Annotated in this window: 19 protein-coding genes; all 19 read left to right on the top strand. The window is 58.2% G+C overall.

The window, feature by feature from the left end:
* The first annotated feature begins 35 nt into the window (after positions 1-35).
* Complete coding sequence (locus tag FBR05_00325) at positions 36-206, top strand: hypothetical protein (GenBank protein ID MDL1870634.1); 171 nt, start codon at positions 36-38, stop codon at positions 204-206.
* 1 nt (position 207) lies between these two features.
* Positions 208-531, top strand: coding sequence for a hypothetical protein (locus FBR05_00320; GenBank protein ID MDL1870633.1), 324 nt, complete (start codon positions 208-210; stop codon positions 529-531).
* Positions 528-725 (top strand): hypothetical protein, encoded by a 198-nt coding sequence (locus tag FBR05_00315; protein ID MDL1870632.1) that lies wholly within the window; start codon positions 528-530, stop codon positions 723-725. Before FBR05_00320 ends, FBR05_00315 begins: the two co-directional genes overlap by 4 nt.
* A 336-nt stretch (positions 726-1,061) precedes the next feature.
* Positions 1,062-2,423 carry a helicase gene (locus FBR05_00310; protein MDL1870631.1) on the top strand — a complete coding sequence of 454 codons (1,362 nt, stop codon included), beginning with the start codon at positions 1,062-1,064 and terminating at the stop codon, positions 2,421-2,423.
* Positions 2,420-3,388, top strand: a complete 969-nt coding sequence (locus tag FBR05_00305; GenBank protein ID MDL1870630.1) for a site-specific DNA-methyltransferase — start codon at positions 2,420-2,422, stop codon at positions 3,386-3,388. The genes FBR05_00310 and FBR05_00305 overlap by 4 nt, the downstream gene beginning before the upstream one ends.
* Before the next feature lie 31 nt (positions 3,389-3,419).
* A complete protein-coding gene (locus FBR05_00300; protein ID MDL1870629.1) occupies positions 3,420-3,686 on the top strand; it encodes a hypothetical protein in 267 nt (88 codons plus the stop codon).
* A complete protein-coding gene (locus tag FBR05_00295) occupies positions 3,683-4,030 on the top strand; it encodes a hypothetical protein (protein ID MDL1870628.1) in 348 nt (115 codons plus the stop codon). Before FBR05_00300 ends, FBR05_00295 begins: the two co-directional genes overlap by 4 nt.
* Before the next feature lie 189 nt (positions 4,031-4,219).
* On the top strand, positions 4,220-4,528 hold the full coding sequence (locus tag FBR05_00290) for a co-chaperone GroES (protein ID MDL1870627.1): 309 nt from the start codon (positions 4,220-4,222) through the stop codon (positions 4,526-4,528).
* The gene (locus tag FBR05_00285; protein ID MDL1870626.1) at positions 4,525-4,833 is read left to right on the top strand and encodes a hypothetical protein; all 309 of its coding nucleotides are present in this window, start codon (positions 4,525-4,527) and stop codon (positions 4,831-4,833) included. Before FBR05_00290 ends, FBR05_00285 begins: the two co-directional genes overlap by 4 nt.
* Before the next feature lie 14 nt (positions 4,834-4,847).
* A complete protein-coding gene (locus FBR05_00280; GenBank protein ID MDL1870625.1) occupies positions 4,848-5,306 on the top strand; it encodes a hypothetical protein in 459 nt (152 codons plus the stop codon).
* 225 nt (positions 5,307-5,531) lie between these two features.
* On the top strand, positions 5,532-6,947 hold the full coding sequence (locus FBR05_00275) for a hypothetical protein (protein MDL1870624.1): 1,416 nt from the start codon (positions 5,532-5,534) through the stop codon (positions 6,945-6,947).
* The gene (locus tag FBR05_00270; GenBank protein MDL1870623.1) at positions 6,941-7,138 is read left to right on the top strand and encodes a hypothetical protein; all 198 of its coding nucleotides are present in this window, start codon (positions 6,941-6,943) and stop codon (positions 7,136-7,138) included. Before FBR05_00275 ends, FBR05_00270 begins: the two co-directional genes overlap by 7 nt.
* Positions 7,139-7,188: 50 nt before the next feature.
* Positions 7,189-9,144: a hypothetical protein gene (locus FBR05_00265; protein ID MDL1870622.1), complete on the top strand. Its 1,956-nt coding sequence runs from the start codon at positions 7,189-7,191 to the stop codon at positions 9,142-9,144.
* Between the two features lie 110 nt (positions 9,145-9,254).
* Positions 9,255-9,944, top strand: a complete 690-nt coding sequence (locus tag FBR05_00260; protein MDL1870621.1) for a hypothetical protein — start codon at positions 9,255-9,257, stop codon at positions 9,942-9,944.
* 28 nt (positions 9,945-9,972) lie between these two features.
* A complete protein-coding gene (locus FBR05_00255) occupies positions 9,973-10,926 on the top strand; it encodes a phage major capsid protein (protein MDL1870620.1) in 954 nt (317 codons plus the stop codon).
* 42 nt (positions 10,927-10,968) lie between these two features.
* On the top strand, positions 10,969-11,763 hold the full coding sequence (locus FBR05_00250) for a hypothetical protein (protein ID MDL1870619.1): 795 nt from the start codon (positions 10,969-10,971) through the stop codon (positions 11,761-11,763).
* Positions 11,764-11,828: 65 nt separating this feature from the next.
* Complete coding sequence (locus FBR05_00245; protein ID MDL1870618.1) at positions 11,829-12,089, top strand: hypothetical protein; 261 nt, start codon at positions 11,829-11,831, stop codon at positions 12,087-12,089.
* Positions 12,082-13,026 carry a hypothetical protein gene (locus FBR05_00240; protein MDL1870617.1) on the top strand — a complete coding sequence of 315 codons (945 nt, stop codon included), beginning with the start codon at positions 12,082-12,084 and terminating at the stop codon, positions 13,024-13,026. The genes FBR05_00245 and FBR05_00240 overlap by 8 nt, the downstream gene beginning before the upstream one ends.
* Positions 13,026-14,834, top strand: a complete 1,809-nt coding sequence (locus FBR05_00235) for a hypothetical protein (GenBank protein ID MDL1870616.1) — start codon at positions 13,026-13,028, stop codon at positions 14,832-14,834. The genes FBR05_00240 and FBR05_00235 overlap by 1 nt, the downstream gene beginning before the upstream one ends.

Below are 14,834 nucleotides of genomic sequence, written 5' to 3'. Positions count from 1 at the left end.
TAACTTAACCCCGTTGGCGGCGCGGACGGTGAAGAATGGAAGTTCTGGAGCAACAAAGAGGTGGGGCGGCGCAAATGAGTGAATGGGCGGACATCTATAATAATTTTATTTGTAATGGTTGCGGCGAAGTGTTCCCGATTTGGGAACGATATTTTTGTTTGGAATGTGGCGACGTTTGCAGGCGATGTTATATGGAAGGGCACTAACATGACTCAAAATAAAATCCCGACGGATGAAGAGATCTTCGAAGAGTGGAGACGTACTAATGGAGGCATCATCAGCGATCCTGAAAATGTTTGGGTAGAATGCGCCGGAGATTCTTGGATTGAACTGATCCATCTGGCCCGCGCAGCCGGGCGGGAGGAGCAGAGGGATAGGGTCGAAGCTATGTTAGAGGCTCGCCGCCCGACTACAGGGGATTTGACTTTGGCGGATAAAACCAAGACTCAGTCGATGCTGCACTTAGATAGAATTTTAACTGGAATACTAAAGGCCATCCGCGCGCAGGGGGAGGAGGAGAAGACCTCGTGAAAAAAGAAACCGAGTACCGCTACCGGCAAAGGATTAAAGACCTTGAGCAGGACCGCAACAGAGCGAACAGGGAGCGCGACATCTATCGCTCCATCGCTCACGATATTTATAACGTCGTCTGCGAGTGCGTGGAGAATAACACCGCCATCTCGAAGGCGTGGATCCTGAAGCAGGTTAAGAGGGCGCTTGTTTGAGCGAAGAAGATTTAAAGCACATCGAAAAGACTTTAGGCCAAGGCATCAGCTTCCGGGCGCGGTGCATTCGGAAGCTGATTGCGGAGATTAACAGACTTAAGGCGATGCAACAGAAGAGGCCGGAGAAGCGGAAAGAGACCCTCCTGTTCTCCAACGGGCTCAAGGGGGCGGCGTGAGGGTGGTTCGGAAAACGGTTATCTTCCGTTGCGTCAGCTTCGCCTCAACCCTTTTCGCGGCTCGGGTCTGGTTTGGTGATTGGCACGTTACCCCTTTTGCCTTGTTTCTGATCCCGTATTGCTCTGCTGTTTACTATCTTTTCGAGAAGGTTTGGGAAGAATGGAATACCAGGAATTTTTAGAATCAAAAACCCATAAGGGTGCTGGATTCGGTTTCACCGATGCCGATTTACCCTCGCAGATGTTCGACTTCCAGAAGGCCTTGACCGAATGGGCAGTCAAAAAGGGGCGAGCTGCCATTTTCGCCGATTGTGGGCTTGGAAAATCGCTGATTCAACTCGCATGGGGCGACAATATCGCCCGTACCACAGGGAGGCCGGTGCTACTCCTCACCCCTTTGGCCGTCTCTTCCCAGACCATCCGAGAGGGGGAGAAATTTGGGATTGAGGCCGTTAGGTCCCAGGACGGATCGGTTAAGGGCCGGATCGTTGTGACCAATTACGAGCGGCTTGAGAAATTCTCGCCCTCGGAATTTTCCGGGGTGATCTGTGACGAGTCTTCGATACTTAAGAGCTTCGATGGAGCGCGGCGCCAGGAAATCACCGACTTTATGCGCAAGGTGCCTTATCGCCTGTTAGCCACGGCGACAGCCGCGCCGAATGACTATATCGAGCTTGGCACCTCAAGTGAGGCCCTTGGGTATCTCGGGCATATCGACATGCTCAACAGGTTTTTCAAGAACGACAATAACAATACCTCGCTTAAGCGGCATTTTGGCGAGGCCCCGAAGTGGAGATTTAAAGGTCATGCCGAAACCCCATTTTGGCGCTGGGTGGTTTCCTGGGCGCGGGCATGTAGGAAGCCGAGCGATCTTGGATTCGATGATGGGCGATTTAAACTCCCGGAGCTCATCGAAAGGGAGCACATTGTCGGAGCGACCAGGCCACCCGAGGGGATGCTTTTCAACATGCCTGCCGTCACGCTCCGGGAGCAGCGCGAGGAGAAAAAGCGGACCATCCGGGAGCGATGCGAAAAGGCAGCGGCGTTGGCGAGCGGAAAAGATCAAGTTCTCGTATGGTGCCAGCTCAACGAGGAGGGGGACCTCCTAGAGGAGATCATCCCCGGCGCAGTCCAGGTGAGCGGGTCCGATAGCGATGAGGCGAAGGAAGAGCGCTTCCTGGGTTTCGCAGATGGGAAAATCCGGGTGCTCGTCACAAAACCGAAAATCGGTGCTTGGGGTCTAAACTTCCAACGCTGCGCCCATGTTGTCTCATTCCCAAGTCATTCTTATGAGCAATACTACCAAGGAATAAGGCGATGTTGGAGATTCGGCCAAGAGCGCCCGGTGGTGGTCGATCTCGTCCTCACTGAAGGAGAGAAAAGAGTCATGCAAAATCTGCGGCGAAAGGCCATGGCGGCCGACAAGATGTTTTCAAATTTAGTTCAGGAAATGAACGAATCGCTGGCTATTAAAATTAAGGAGCGTTTTCCCAAGACCGAGGAGGTTCCGTCGTGGCTGTGAAAGATCAGATCATCACCGAAAAATATGCAATTTATAACGGAGATTGCGTAGAGGTAATGCAAAGCCTCCCAGCGGATAAGGTCCACCTTTCGATTTACTCCCCACCATTCGGCGGACTGTATCATTACTCGTCGAGTGAGCGGGACCTTTCAAATTGCTCAGGTTACGAGGAATTCTTCGAGCACTATGCTTTCGTGGTTCGGGAGCTATATCGGCTAACACTCTCGGGGCGGATTACGGCGGTCCATTGTACCGACATCCCATCCGGCAACAGCGGATCCGACCACCTGACCGACTTCCCCGGAGACATCATCCGCCTTCATGAGCGGGAAGGTTTTAAATTCATCGCCCGGCATACGATATGGAAAGAGCCGCTTTGGGTGCGCAATAGGACCCTTGCGAAAAACCTTGCCCACAAGACCATCGTGGACGATTCGGCCTTCGCCGGCGTCGCCTCGGGGGATTATCTCCTAGTGTTTCGGAAGCGCGGAGGAAACAAGGTGCCGATTTCTCACCCTACCGGACTTCATTCCTACGCCGGAGAAAGCCCCATCCCAGAGGACCTGGAAAAGTATAAAGCCTGGAAGGGGAAGCAGATTGAGAACCGCTTTTCTCATTGGATTTGGCGGCGGTATGCATCTTGTATTTGGGATGATGTTCGGATGGATCGCGTGCTTCCGTTCCAGGACTGTAAAGACCCAGACGACGAGAAACATGTGCACCCCCTACAGCTGGACGTAATCGACAGGGTTATAGCGCTCCGATCCAATCCCGGTGAGACGATTTTGACCCCATTCATGGGGGTTGGGTCAGAGGTTTACGCAGCGGTTATGGCGGGTCGAAAGGGGATCGGGGTGGAATTGAAAACCAGTTATTTCCGACAGGCGATAAAAAACCTGAGTATGGCCGAGTCAATCGAGTCCGCCGAAAAAACCCAGAACAACCTCTTCTCGGCGGTGGGGTGATCTTAGAATTTCAACTTTGATGGGGTGAATTGTGGCGAAGACACTGAACGAATGGCTCTCCGAAATGGAACGGCTTGATAAGGAGGCGAAAGACGGTCTCCTGTTTGAGGCCCACGAACGCGATATATCTATGTGTTGGCTGATTGACGAGCAAACACGTGGGCTTTGTTTTAAGGCCCTCACCGAACTCCCGAGGGCGGTGGAGATAATTAAAGCTATCATGGAATCTTACACCGGACACAACAAAGAGCACATTCTTGGAGTAATCGAAAAAATCCTCAACGGGGTAGAGAAATGAAAACAGTCAAAGTCACGGTGAAGAGGGAGCAGCTTCAGAAGGTATTAAACCGTGTTCACCCCCTGTGGGACGAGATAACCCTCGAACTCCCGGCGGAGCAGGTGGAGATGCCTAGACCTGCGAAAGGATTTCCATCGATATGCCCAGGCGAGCACGAATTCGAGGAGATCGAAATGGGCGGCATGGGGAAGATCAAGCTCTGCCTGATCTGCGGGGCCGCGAGAGAGGTTAAGCAGGAGTCGAAGAGGAAGAGATTTAAACTACATCGCTGGGTCGAGAGCCCATACGTTGGACATGATGACGTGGAGGTGGTCGAGGAAGTCGAGCTTGAGGAGGTGGAGTAATGTGCGCTCCGCCTATACTTGGACTCGTTCCGCCACCATACGTGACACTTGCTAGCACTTCACTGGGCCCCGAGGTCGACAGAAAATGCGCACAATGCGGCGGCTTTACCAGACTTCCTGAGAGGGCGACTTTCAAGTGCAGCTATTGCGGTACGATGGGGAAAGAGCAGCTTTACCATTAAGGACTCTATGCAATACGACGAACACCGAAAAGTAAAACCCCTGCGCGGCCAGCTCTTCGTCAAGGTCATTGAGGCCCCCGAGAAGACTTCGGGCGGGATTGTCCTGCTCGACCGCTCCAAACCACTGCCTACCGAGAGTGAGGTAATGGCCCTGGGAGATCCGCCCATTGAGCGAGATCGGGAGCAGCCCTGGCCATTCGGTGTCGGCGCCAAGGTTTTTCATAACAAATTCAGCGGCCACTCGGTCAAGATGGCCGGAAACTACTACCTAATTCTTAAGGCCGAGCACGTCTTGGCCTACCGGGAGGAACAATGAAGATCGTCAACATCGTACCCGCCTCCGAGGGCCTTGAAGGTCGCTCGGGGACCCTCGTCATTCTCAAGGCCATCTTGGCCCAGCACCCAGAGAGCAGCAGCTTCGACTTTCAGCTCAAGGCCGAGGAGATCCGGCAAGTCCTCGACGCGCAGAAAGAGGCTGAGCGGCTCGAGCTCCGGGACGACATCTACTCTTGGATCGTCTCCAAGCTCAAGACCGCCAACTACTCGGGCATGATCGCCGGGAGGATCATCAAGAGCTTTCTTGACGCGGAGAGCCTTGAGGAGAGTCAAGAGGTTCATTAATCTTAGAGTTGATTATGGTAAAGAAGATCGGAAGACCATCAAAATTAAACTCTCAAAAAATGGACGAGATCTGCGCGCAGATTGCCCAGGGCAAGTCTTTGGTAGGCATATTGAAGCGCAACCCCAGCAGGTACCCAACCTATACCAACGTCATGGCAGCGCTTCGAAAAAACGAAGAGTTTCGGCAGAAGTACGCGAAGGCAAAGGAGGAACAGGCCGACTACCTGGCCGAAGAGATCCTGGAAATCGCCGACGACTCGACCCGAGACTGTTACGAAGACGACGATGGGGAGCATAAGGTCGACCACGAGCACATCGCCCGCTCCCGGCTCCGTGTCGACACCAGGAAGTGGATCGCTGGAAAACTCAAGCCGAAGAAGTACGGCGAAAGCCTAAAGCTCGGGAATGACCCGGACAACCCATTCCCTGGCGTAATCATGTACCCAGAAAAGAAAAAGGAAGGTGAGGCGTGAACGTAATAGAAGGTTTAAACGTGCAATTCATTTCTGAGGATATGAAAACGGCGGCCATCCAAGCGCTTCAGGTCGCTGAACGCATCGCTAGGGAGGTAGGGTCGAGGAACCGCACCGAGTTCGGCATTCAAAAGATTATCAGCCCCGCCGACGGCTGGTTTTATTCGACGGACATCATCGCTAAAAAAATCGAGGACCTGAGAAAACACCTGGAGCAGATACCCATTGCAAACAGCAGCAGCGCAGAAGATCTTCTGGCAAGCCCACCCGGGACCGCAGACGGAAGCCCTCCGGCGGAGTGAGTTCGAGATCCTCTACGGCGGGGCCCGCGGGGGCGGGAAGACCGAGTGCGGCCTGGTCGTGATGATCGAGCCGAAGTACGTCTTCAACCCGCGCTATCGTTTTTTGGTCGTCCGGAAGAACGCCAAAGACCTCGACGATTGGCTGGACCGGGCCCGCTGGATGTATTCGCCGCTCAAGGCGGAGGTCATCGGCCGCGAGATCCGATTTCCGTCGGGAGCCGTGGGCCGCACCGGCAACCTCAAGGATAAGAACGCCTTCGAGCAGTACATCGGCCACGAGTACCAAAAAATCTTGATCGAGGAAATGACCCTCATCCCATCCGAGGAGTCCTACGAAAAGCTGGTATCGAGCTGTCGCAGCACCGTCCCTGGCCTTACCCCGCAGGTCTTCGCCACCACCAACCCGGGCAACGCCGGCCATATCTGGGTCAAAAATCGCTTCGTGAAGCATGGCGCCATGAAACCCTATCGGGACCCGACCACGGGCCGGTGGCGGGTCTACATCCCGGCCCGGGTCGACGATAATCCGACCCTGATGCAGCGCGATCCGACCTATGTTAATTGGCTGCGTGGCTTGCCGCCCAAGCTCCGCGCCGCCTGGCTCGAAGGCAACTGGGATGTTTTCGAGGGGCAGTTCTTCGACGCCTGGAACGAGGCGATCCATGTCTACGAGCCCTTTCCCATTCCCCGGGAGTGGCGCCGCTTCCGGGCCATCGACTGGGGATACTCGGATCACTTTTGCTGCCTGTGGTTCGCGGTGGGGCCCGATAACCATGTCTGGGTGTACCGCGAGTTCTACCGCAACCGGCTCACCGACACCGAGTACCGGGACCAAGTGGCGAGCCTCTCCGTCTACCCAGACGGGACCCAGGAGGAGATCGAGTACACCGTTGGAGACCCGATCAGCTTCTGGAACCGCATCCCAGCCGACAGCCTCCAGGGCTTCTCTTCGCGCCCCTTCGCTGAGCGCTGGGAGATCTATGCCGAAGGGCCCCAGGGATTCACGATCATTAAAGGCGACAATAAGCGCGTGCCGGGATGGGGACAAGTCCGGGAGTACCTCCGGCCCATCGAATACCGCGGCGCCCAAAGCGCGATGCTCCACATTTCCCGGGACTGCAAGAATTTGATCCGCACGCTTCCGGCCCTGGTCCACGACGACATCAAGGTGGAGGACGTGGCCGACGGGGCCGAGGACCACCCGGCCGACGCGCTGCGGCTCGGCCTGCAGTCCAGGGCGCCGATTTTCACGACGACAACCCCGAAGTATCGGGACAACTACGAAGCCGCCGAGGCGCAAGCAGAGCGCGAGGCCGGGGAGGGTGTAGATTTATGGTGAGAATTTTGTTGATCGGTTGGGACATGCTGTCCCTGGAGTCCGGGTTGAGCGTTTCGACTCTGAAGCGGTACCACCGAAAGCGAAAGCGGATCCCATTCCAGAAGACCACGGAGAAGAAACAGGGGAAGGTCGTCATCCCGCGCATGGCCTTCTACCAATGGCTCGGGGAAATCTTGGTTGACCCGAGATGAACCTATAACGCCGTCTGCTGAAAAATTCGAGGCCCTCGTAAACTCGCGGGGTGCCCAAGCAATCCCTTCAGGACCAATACCGCCTGTGGAAAAACCGAGTCTTGGCCGGCAAGAAGCGCCTCCAAGATCAGGCTCTGGACTGGAAGGAGAGCGAGGACTTCTACGAAGGAAAGATCCTAAACCCCAAAAAGTCGGACTTCTCGGAACAACTCGTCAGCGTCAATCTCCAGTACGTTGATGTCCGCTCCTCCGTCCCCAAGCTCTACTCCCAAAACCCCTACGCCTTCATCGACCCAGAGACCCCAGAAGCCGACCTGAAAGCCGAAGTCCTCGAGCGCGTCGTCAACACCCAGATCAACGGCCCCTGGAACCTGGAGTCCACGGCCTGCGCCTGCGTGAAGGGCACCAAGCTCAAAGGCCGATCCTACGCAAAGATCTCCTTCGTCTTCGACAAGGACAAGATCGCCCGGCAGTACGTCGGGGAGCGGCCCACCAACGAGATCTCAATCGACTTCGTGGACCGCGAGCACCTGATCGTGGAGCCCAACGCCAGGAGCTTCCGCGCCGCGCGGTGGGTCTCGCACATGGTCACGGCGCCCATCGCCGAGATCCGCGAGAAGTTCAACCTCCGGGAAGACGACAAGCCCACGGTCATCGAGGACACCTGCCAGCCAGAGAACCTCGAGGAAGAAGAGAAGGAGGACTTCCAGTACGGGACCTATCACGAGATCGAGGACCGCCTAAACCACAAGCTCATGGTGATCATCGAGGGCGTGGACCGCTTCGCTGTGAAGCCCTACGAGATGCGCTACGGCTTCCACTCCATGTACGAGGAGCTTGAGTGGAACGACATCCCCGGCAAGCTCGACACCAAGCCGGACGTGCACTTCTGGCGCAAGCAGCTCCTCGAGTTGGCCGAGATTAAGACCCAGCAGGCCAACCACCGCCGAAAGCTGAACTCGAAGTACATCTCGCAGGGCAAGAAGCTCACCGAGAAGCAGAAGAACGACCTCACGTCCTACAAGGACGGGATCGTTGTCGAGTTGCAGCCCGGGACGACCGTCACCCCCTTCCAGCACGCCCAGCTTGGTCAGGAGGTCTACGCGAGCGAGCAGTCGACCCGCCAAGACCAGGCGGTCATCAGCGGCTTAAACGAGCAGAAGCAGGGCCTCCCCCAAGCCCAGAAGACGGCCCGCGAGGCGATGGCGATCTACCAAGAGGCCCAGGACGTGGTGTCCTACCGCGCGGGGATCGTCGAGGATTTCATCGGAAGGATTTTGCAGAAGTGCATCTGGCTCATCCAGCACTTCTACGACGCGACCCGCGTCATCGCCATGACCGGCATGGAAGAGGCGGAGTTCCTGGGCTTCAAGGACAAGGTGAAGGGCCTGGAAAACTCTTCGGTCATGGGCACCGCGGCCAAGCCGTTCCTTTCCTTCGTCGGGACGGATCTTGTCGGACAGATGAAGGTCCGGATCAAGGCCGGCTCGGCGATGCCGGTCAACGAGGGCCAGCGCAAGGAGGAGATGCTTCAGCTCTTCGAGGCCGCCGGGAAAAACCAGACCATTGCCGCAGCCCTCGACCCCAAAGAGGCCCTCAAGGAGTTCGCCAAGCTCCTCCACTTGGACAACAAGCGGATCATCATCGACCCAAAGAGCCCCGAGCAGGAGAACGCGCTCCTTAAGCGCGGGATCCCCGTCATGCCGATGCTTGGCGAGGACCACGCCTCGCATATCGCCGCGCACCAGCTGGAGAACAACAACACTCCGGCCTTCCTCGCGCACCTCATGGCGCACAAGCTTCTCGAAAGTTTCATCCAAAAGTCCTCGATGGTCGGCGCCGCGCCCAATTCAGGCGCCCAGGGACCGTCCGGGATTCTTGGTCAAGCAGTCAGCGGACTTCCCCAGGGGAGCAATGCGCCTCTCCCTGGAGGTCCGCAACCCGGTCGGGCCGTTTCGCCCCCGCCGGTACCTTCACCCGCCCCGGAAGGGGCTTTGCCTAATTAAGGAGCGAACCAATGGCCGACGAACTTAATCCGACCGCCAGTAGTCAGCCCGCTAGTGCTGCGGGACCTAACGGGTCGGGGAAGCCAGCTGAGGCCAGTAGCCCGGGCGGCATGACGCCTAGTCAGCAGTCCGACTACTACAACAAAACCCAGCAACTGGCGGCAGAACGCCGCGCCCTCGAGGAAGAGCGAAGGGCCTTTGAAGCCGAACGCCAAGCCTACCCCCAGAGATACGGGCAGAATTCCACACCGCAAAACCAATACGGACCGCCGCAGGGGTTTGTCCCCGGGCAGGCCCCAGGGGGTTTTGTAGGAGGTCCCCAAGTCCCTGGGATGCAGCCGGCCCAAGGCTTCATGCCCCCGCCCAACTACGGAAAGCTCGTTGAGCAATTCGGCCAAGAGGGTGCGAACGAAATCATGGCCGCCTTCAACGCACTAGCCGGACCTGTCCAGCAGGAATTCCAACAAGCGCAAGCCCTCCTGAACCAGACGCAAGCCATGACGTTGTTCAACCACCTGGCTGCCAAGGGGAAGGAGACTTTCGGCGACGAATGGAAGGACCACGGCAAGGAGACGATGGAGCTCGTCACCAAGTACGGGATGCCTCTCGAAAAGGCCTGGTACGCGGTGACGGGGGAAAAAGCCTTCCAGCGAGGCAAGGACGCGGCCTACCAGGCCCAGCAGACCAAGGAGGCGGCTCAGGTCGCCCAACCTGGCGGTCCCGCCCCGCAGCAAGGCCAAACCCCCATCAAATCCTTCTCGGACGCCTACAACGCCGCGCTCCAGGAACACACTGCTTAACGGGTCCGGCTCCTGAAGGAGCTTAAAAATGGCCTCAGCAAATTCCAGTTTTGATGCGGTGGCATCGACCACGCTCAAAAACTACCGCGGCAAGTTCGCGGACAACGTCAGTACCCACATTCCCTTCTGGAAATTCATGAAGCTGAAGGGGATGGAAAAAATCAGCGGCGGGGACACGATCCTCGAAGAGCTGATGTACGCCGAAGGGAACGGCGACTTCTACGACCCCGCGACCGACAAGATGAACACGGCCAAGCCGGAAGGACTTTCGGCCGCCGAGTTCAACTGGAAGTACCTCTACTCGACCGTCGTCATCGATGGCGCCGAAGAGGTGCGCAACTCGGGACCGGAGAAGCAGCAGTCGATCCTCGAGGCTCGGACCAAACAGGCCGAGATCACCATGCAGAACAAGGCGGGCGCCGCGATCTTCGGAGACGGCACCGGCTCGGGCGGCAAGGCGATCCTCGGCTTGCAGGCCATCGTCGACATCGCGCCCACCACGGGCATCCTCGGCGGCATCAACCGGGCAAATTTCTCCTTCTGGAGAAACAAGGTCAATGCCTCCGTCGGGTCCTACGCCACGGGCGGCCTCGAGGCGGTCGAGACCATGATCCGCAACTGCACCCGCGGCACGGACATGCCGACCCTGATCGTCTCGGGATCCACCATCTTCGGGTATGCGCTGAGCCGCGCCAACGGCCGGGCTCAGTTCAACAACCCGGAGCTGGCCGGCCTCGGCTTCAAGGCTCTGAAAATCGACGGTATCGACTACATCTTCGATTCGCAGTGTCCCGACGATCGCAAGTACGTGCTCAACCACAACTACCTGAAAATCCGCATCCACAAGGACCGCAACTTCGTGACGGGGAAATTCATCGAGCCGGCCGACGAGGACAAGATCGTCGCGAAGATCCGGACCGCGATGCAGCTCACCGTCAGCAACTGCGCCTTGCAGGGCGTGTTGGGAGGTTTCTCGGCCTAATCGGGCAACCGAAAGCCAAGAATCTCAAGGAAAGGAAAAAATATGAGTCTCGCAAACATCATCCTTTACAGCCCTCCCAACGTCGGGATGCAAAACTGGAACACCACCCTGGACGCCTCCGATGCTACTCCAAAAGAGAAGAAAGGGGCGATCCGGGTCACCCACGACGAAGTGCTCGGGCCTCGGTGGTTCATGTACTGCCGCTTCGACCAGTCCGGCGGAGCGGGTGCGGATAACCCCGTGGCGTTCCGCGGGCTCGTCTCGGTCTCGGCCACGAGCAACGGGACGGTCAACACCGTCAACGGCTCAGGCTTCGCCACCGGCGAATACACCGGGAACGGCGTCCTCGCCGGCGGGATCATCCGCTGCTTGGACGACGCCGGCGCCGCCGGTGCGGCTCCCGAGGGCGAGGTCGGTCTGATCGCCAAGAACTCGGCCACGGTCATCACCTTGGATCCGGCTTCGCCGTTCAGTGTGGCGACCGCTTCCAGCGATACCTTCCGGGTAGAACTGCCTTGGTCGGTGGTCGATACCGCGGCGGGCAACACGGCGGCCTTGGTGGCTGGCGTCTCGATTGTGGCTCAACCGCAGTACTACTACGGTTGGGTCCAGTTCGCGGGCTACCATCCCGGCGTGACCTGCGTCGCCGCCGGTACCGCTATCACGGCCGGCAAGTCGCTCATCGCCGGGACGAACCTCGTCACCGACGGCTCGACCTCGGCGGCCGAGCTGCGGCTCGGGTATGCCGTCCACGGCGTGACCTCCGACACCGTGCGCAGAAAGGTGCCCATGAAGCTCTTCTGCGGCATGGCGTTCCAGCTCGGGGCTTCGGCGTAATTCTCCCCCAATCGTGAACCGGGAAGGGGGCCTTCGGGCCCCCATTCCTAAACCAGAGGTACAAAATGCCCATCGACTTCATGAAAGACCCTCCGCCCGATATAGCTTCGATGCCGCCTAGGTGCGATTTCTGGAAGCCGCCCGTCGAGGCCAAGGAGGAAGACACCCTGGAAAAGCTCGAGGCCGACCGCGCCAAGCTCGCCCAGGATAAGGCCGATTTCGAGGCGACCAAGGCCCAGCTGGAGGCCGCCTCTCAACCGAAACCCGAGGAGCCCAAGAAGGGCAAAAAGAGGGGCTTAGATGAACCTGTCGGAGATCGTGGCTAACGTCAAAGCGACGGTCAACCCAGCCACCAACATCGACACCCTGTTTAAGCGCTGGGCGAACCGGGCGCAGAAGACCTTTATCCGCGCCGCGGATCATAGGTTCTCTTGGCTGCGCCTGAGCAACCTGACCTTTGCGACCGCCGCCAACGCCGGCGAATACGCCATGTCTCCGCTCCTGGACCTGGCCAAGACGATCAAGTTCACGGTCCGCGGGGGCAACGTCCGGGTCATCCGGGTTTTGCCGCGCCAGGAATTTCTGGAGCGCATCCAGGACCCAACCTTGAGCACAGGGCTCCCGACCATTGCCTGCCTGATGGGCTTCTGGCCGGTGCAGTACCAGCCGACCTCGGCGAGCCTCCTATCCCTCGTCTCCACCAGCGCTGGCGATACAGCGACCGTCAAGATCGAGGGCTTGAGCGCCTCGGGCGTCTTGCAGAGCGAGGAGAAGGCGCTCAACGGGACGAACGTCGTCGCGACCTCGCTCACCTACTCGAAGATCCTGGGGGTGGGATTCAGCGGCTTCACGGCCGGCACGATCACCATGACCTCCAACGGCGGGGCAGTGACCAACGCGGTCTACAGCCCAAGGAACCGCCAGGGCATGTTCCCGGTCTTCACCTTCTACCCGACGCCGAGCGGGGTCGAGACGATCTACTACGACGGCTATATGGCTCTGCCGCCGCTCGTGGCAGATAACGATTTTTCTTTGATGCCCGAGGCCTACCACGAGGCCATCGAGCTTTTTTGTGAGTGGCGGGGCTTCAGGCTCAAGAAGGACTATCAGAGCGCGGCATCGGCCAAGGCGGAGTTTTACGAGGTCGTAGCCCAGGCCGTCGAGGACGACGCCGGGCCCGAGATGCAAACCGTGATGCGGGACTACCACCCGAGCGGCCTTTTGGACGACGACGATTTACCGGGCAACTACCCGAGGGAGTGATGCAGGAACAGTTCATCAATCCGATCAGCTTCTCCTCGTTTCGCGGGCTCAATACGAAGCTCAGCAAGATCTCGCTCGCTCAGCGTGAGGCCGCCGACCTCCAAAACGTCATCCTCACCCAGGAGCGCATCGACTGCCGGCTCGGGGACGTGCTGCACTCCACGACGCAACTCATTGAAGGAGGGGCCGCCAAGGCTGTGACCGGCATCATCCAGGCCGTCCTGGGGACCACGGTGGTCCGGGTCGTCACCGGCGGGACGAAGGTCTATTCCATGACCGCCGGCGGGGTCCTTTCCGACATCACAGGAGCCTTCACGGTCACCGACAGCGCGAACAATCTCTACAGCTTCGCCACGATCAAAGATGGCAGCAACAACGACATTCTGGTCGGAGGGAATGGCGTCAACGGAAATTGGAAGTGGACCGGCACAGGCAACATCGCTGCGCTGGGAGGGACACCTCCAGGCAATTTCAAATACCTCCTACTCCATAAAAACAGGTTATGGGGCAGCGTAGGCGAGTTCGTTTACCATTCCGGATTGCTGAACGGCGAGAGCTGGGACTCCCTGAATTGGGTCCTAAAGTTCAAGTCTCGTGGGATTTCGACCAACGACATCACTTTCCTTGGCACCCTCGGGGATACTCTCGTTATCAGCAAAGAGGATATGTTCTTCTTGTTTAGCGGCGAGTCGGCCCTGGATGGGTATGTCCAGAGCATCGCCACTGGCGAGGGATTCGCTTCGGGATATTCGGTGCGCGAGGTTATCTCGAGGCGCTACGGAAATATCTTGATCGGTATGAACCGCCGCGGCGAGCTGATCGGATTCAACGGCACCAAGGACCTGATCCGGATCTCAGACCCCATCGACAACCTGCTCGAGACCTACAACTCGGCCCGTGCTCCCTATACCTCGGGCGTCGTGCTGAAAAACTACAACCATTACATGGTGACGCATACCTCGGGATCCGGGTCGGCGCACGATCGGCTGATCGCCTACGACTACTTCCTGGATGGCGTGGACCCCGCTCCCGACGGAAAGTTCGAGTCGACCATGCTCCTCCACAAGGGCCAGGCGTTGAATTGCATGGCGATCATGGACCACTCGAACAAAGAAGAGCCCTTCGGAGGGACGGTCGATGGCTGGGTGGTGCGCCTCGATACCGGAAACCGGGACGTGGTGAAGGCCTCGCAGATCACGGGCTCCGGCGCATCGCGGACCTCGAACGTTGTGACGATCACGACATCGGCCCCCCACGGCTTCGCGGTCGGCGATGAGGTAATTGTCTCCGGCGTGACCGATTCGAGCTTTAACGGCACCTTCACCGTGGCGACGGCGCCGACCTCGACGACCTTCACTTACGCCCAGACCGCGAGCAACGCCAGCTCCGGAAACGGCATCGCCCGCAAAGAAGCGAAGATCGACGCCTATTGGGAGTCCAAGAAGGAAGCCTTCGGCAATGCGGTCCTGCAGAAGCAGTTGAACGACCTCCACATTACCACGGCCGGGAGCGCCGGGCAGATCCGGGTCACCGTCACCACGGACAAAAACACCGGACAAAAAGACCAGCAGATAAATTCTTCCGGCACGCTCTACGGCACTGGCTCAATTTACGGCCAGGTAAAATATGGTGGCGGTGGAACGTCTTTCACGCAGGTTGAACTCGCCACGCAAAGCGGCGTCGAGTGCCTGACCGGACGGTACTTCCAGTTCAAATTCCAGAACATCAACGGCTACCTGATGAGCATCGAAGAGTATATCCCAGGCATAACCGGCCTGGGCTATCAGCCGGAGGTGCGAGTTGCCTAA

This window comes from Deltaproteobacteria bacterium PRO3 (assembly GCA_030263375.1).
Classification (GTDB): domain Bacteria; phylum UBA10199; class UBA10199; order DSSB01; family DSSB01; genus DSSB01.
This window is presented reverse-complemented; position numbering and strand designations above follow the sequence as displayed.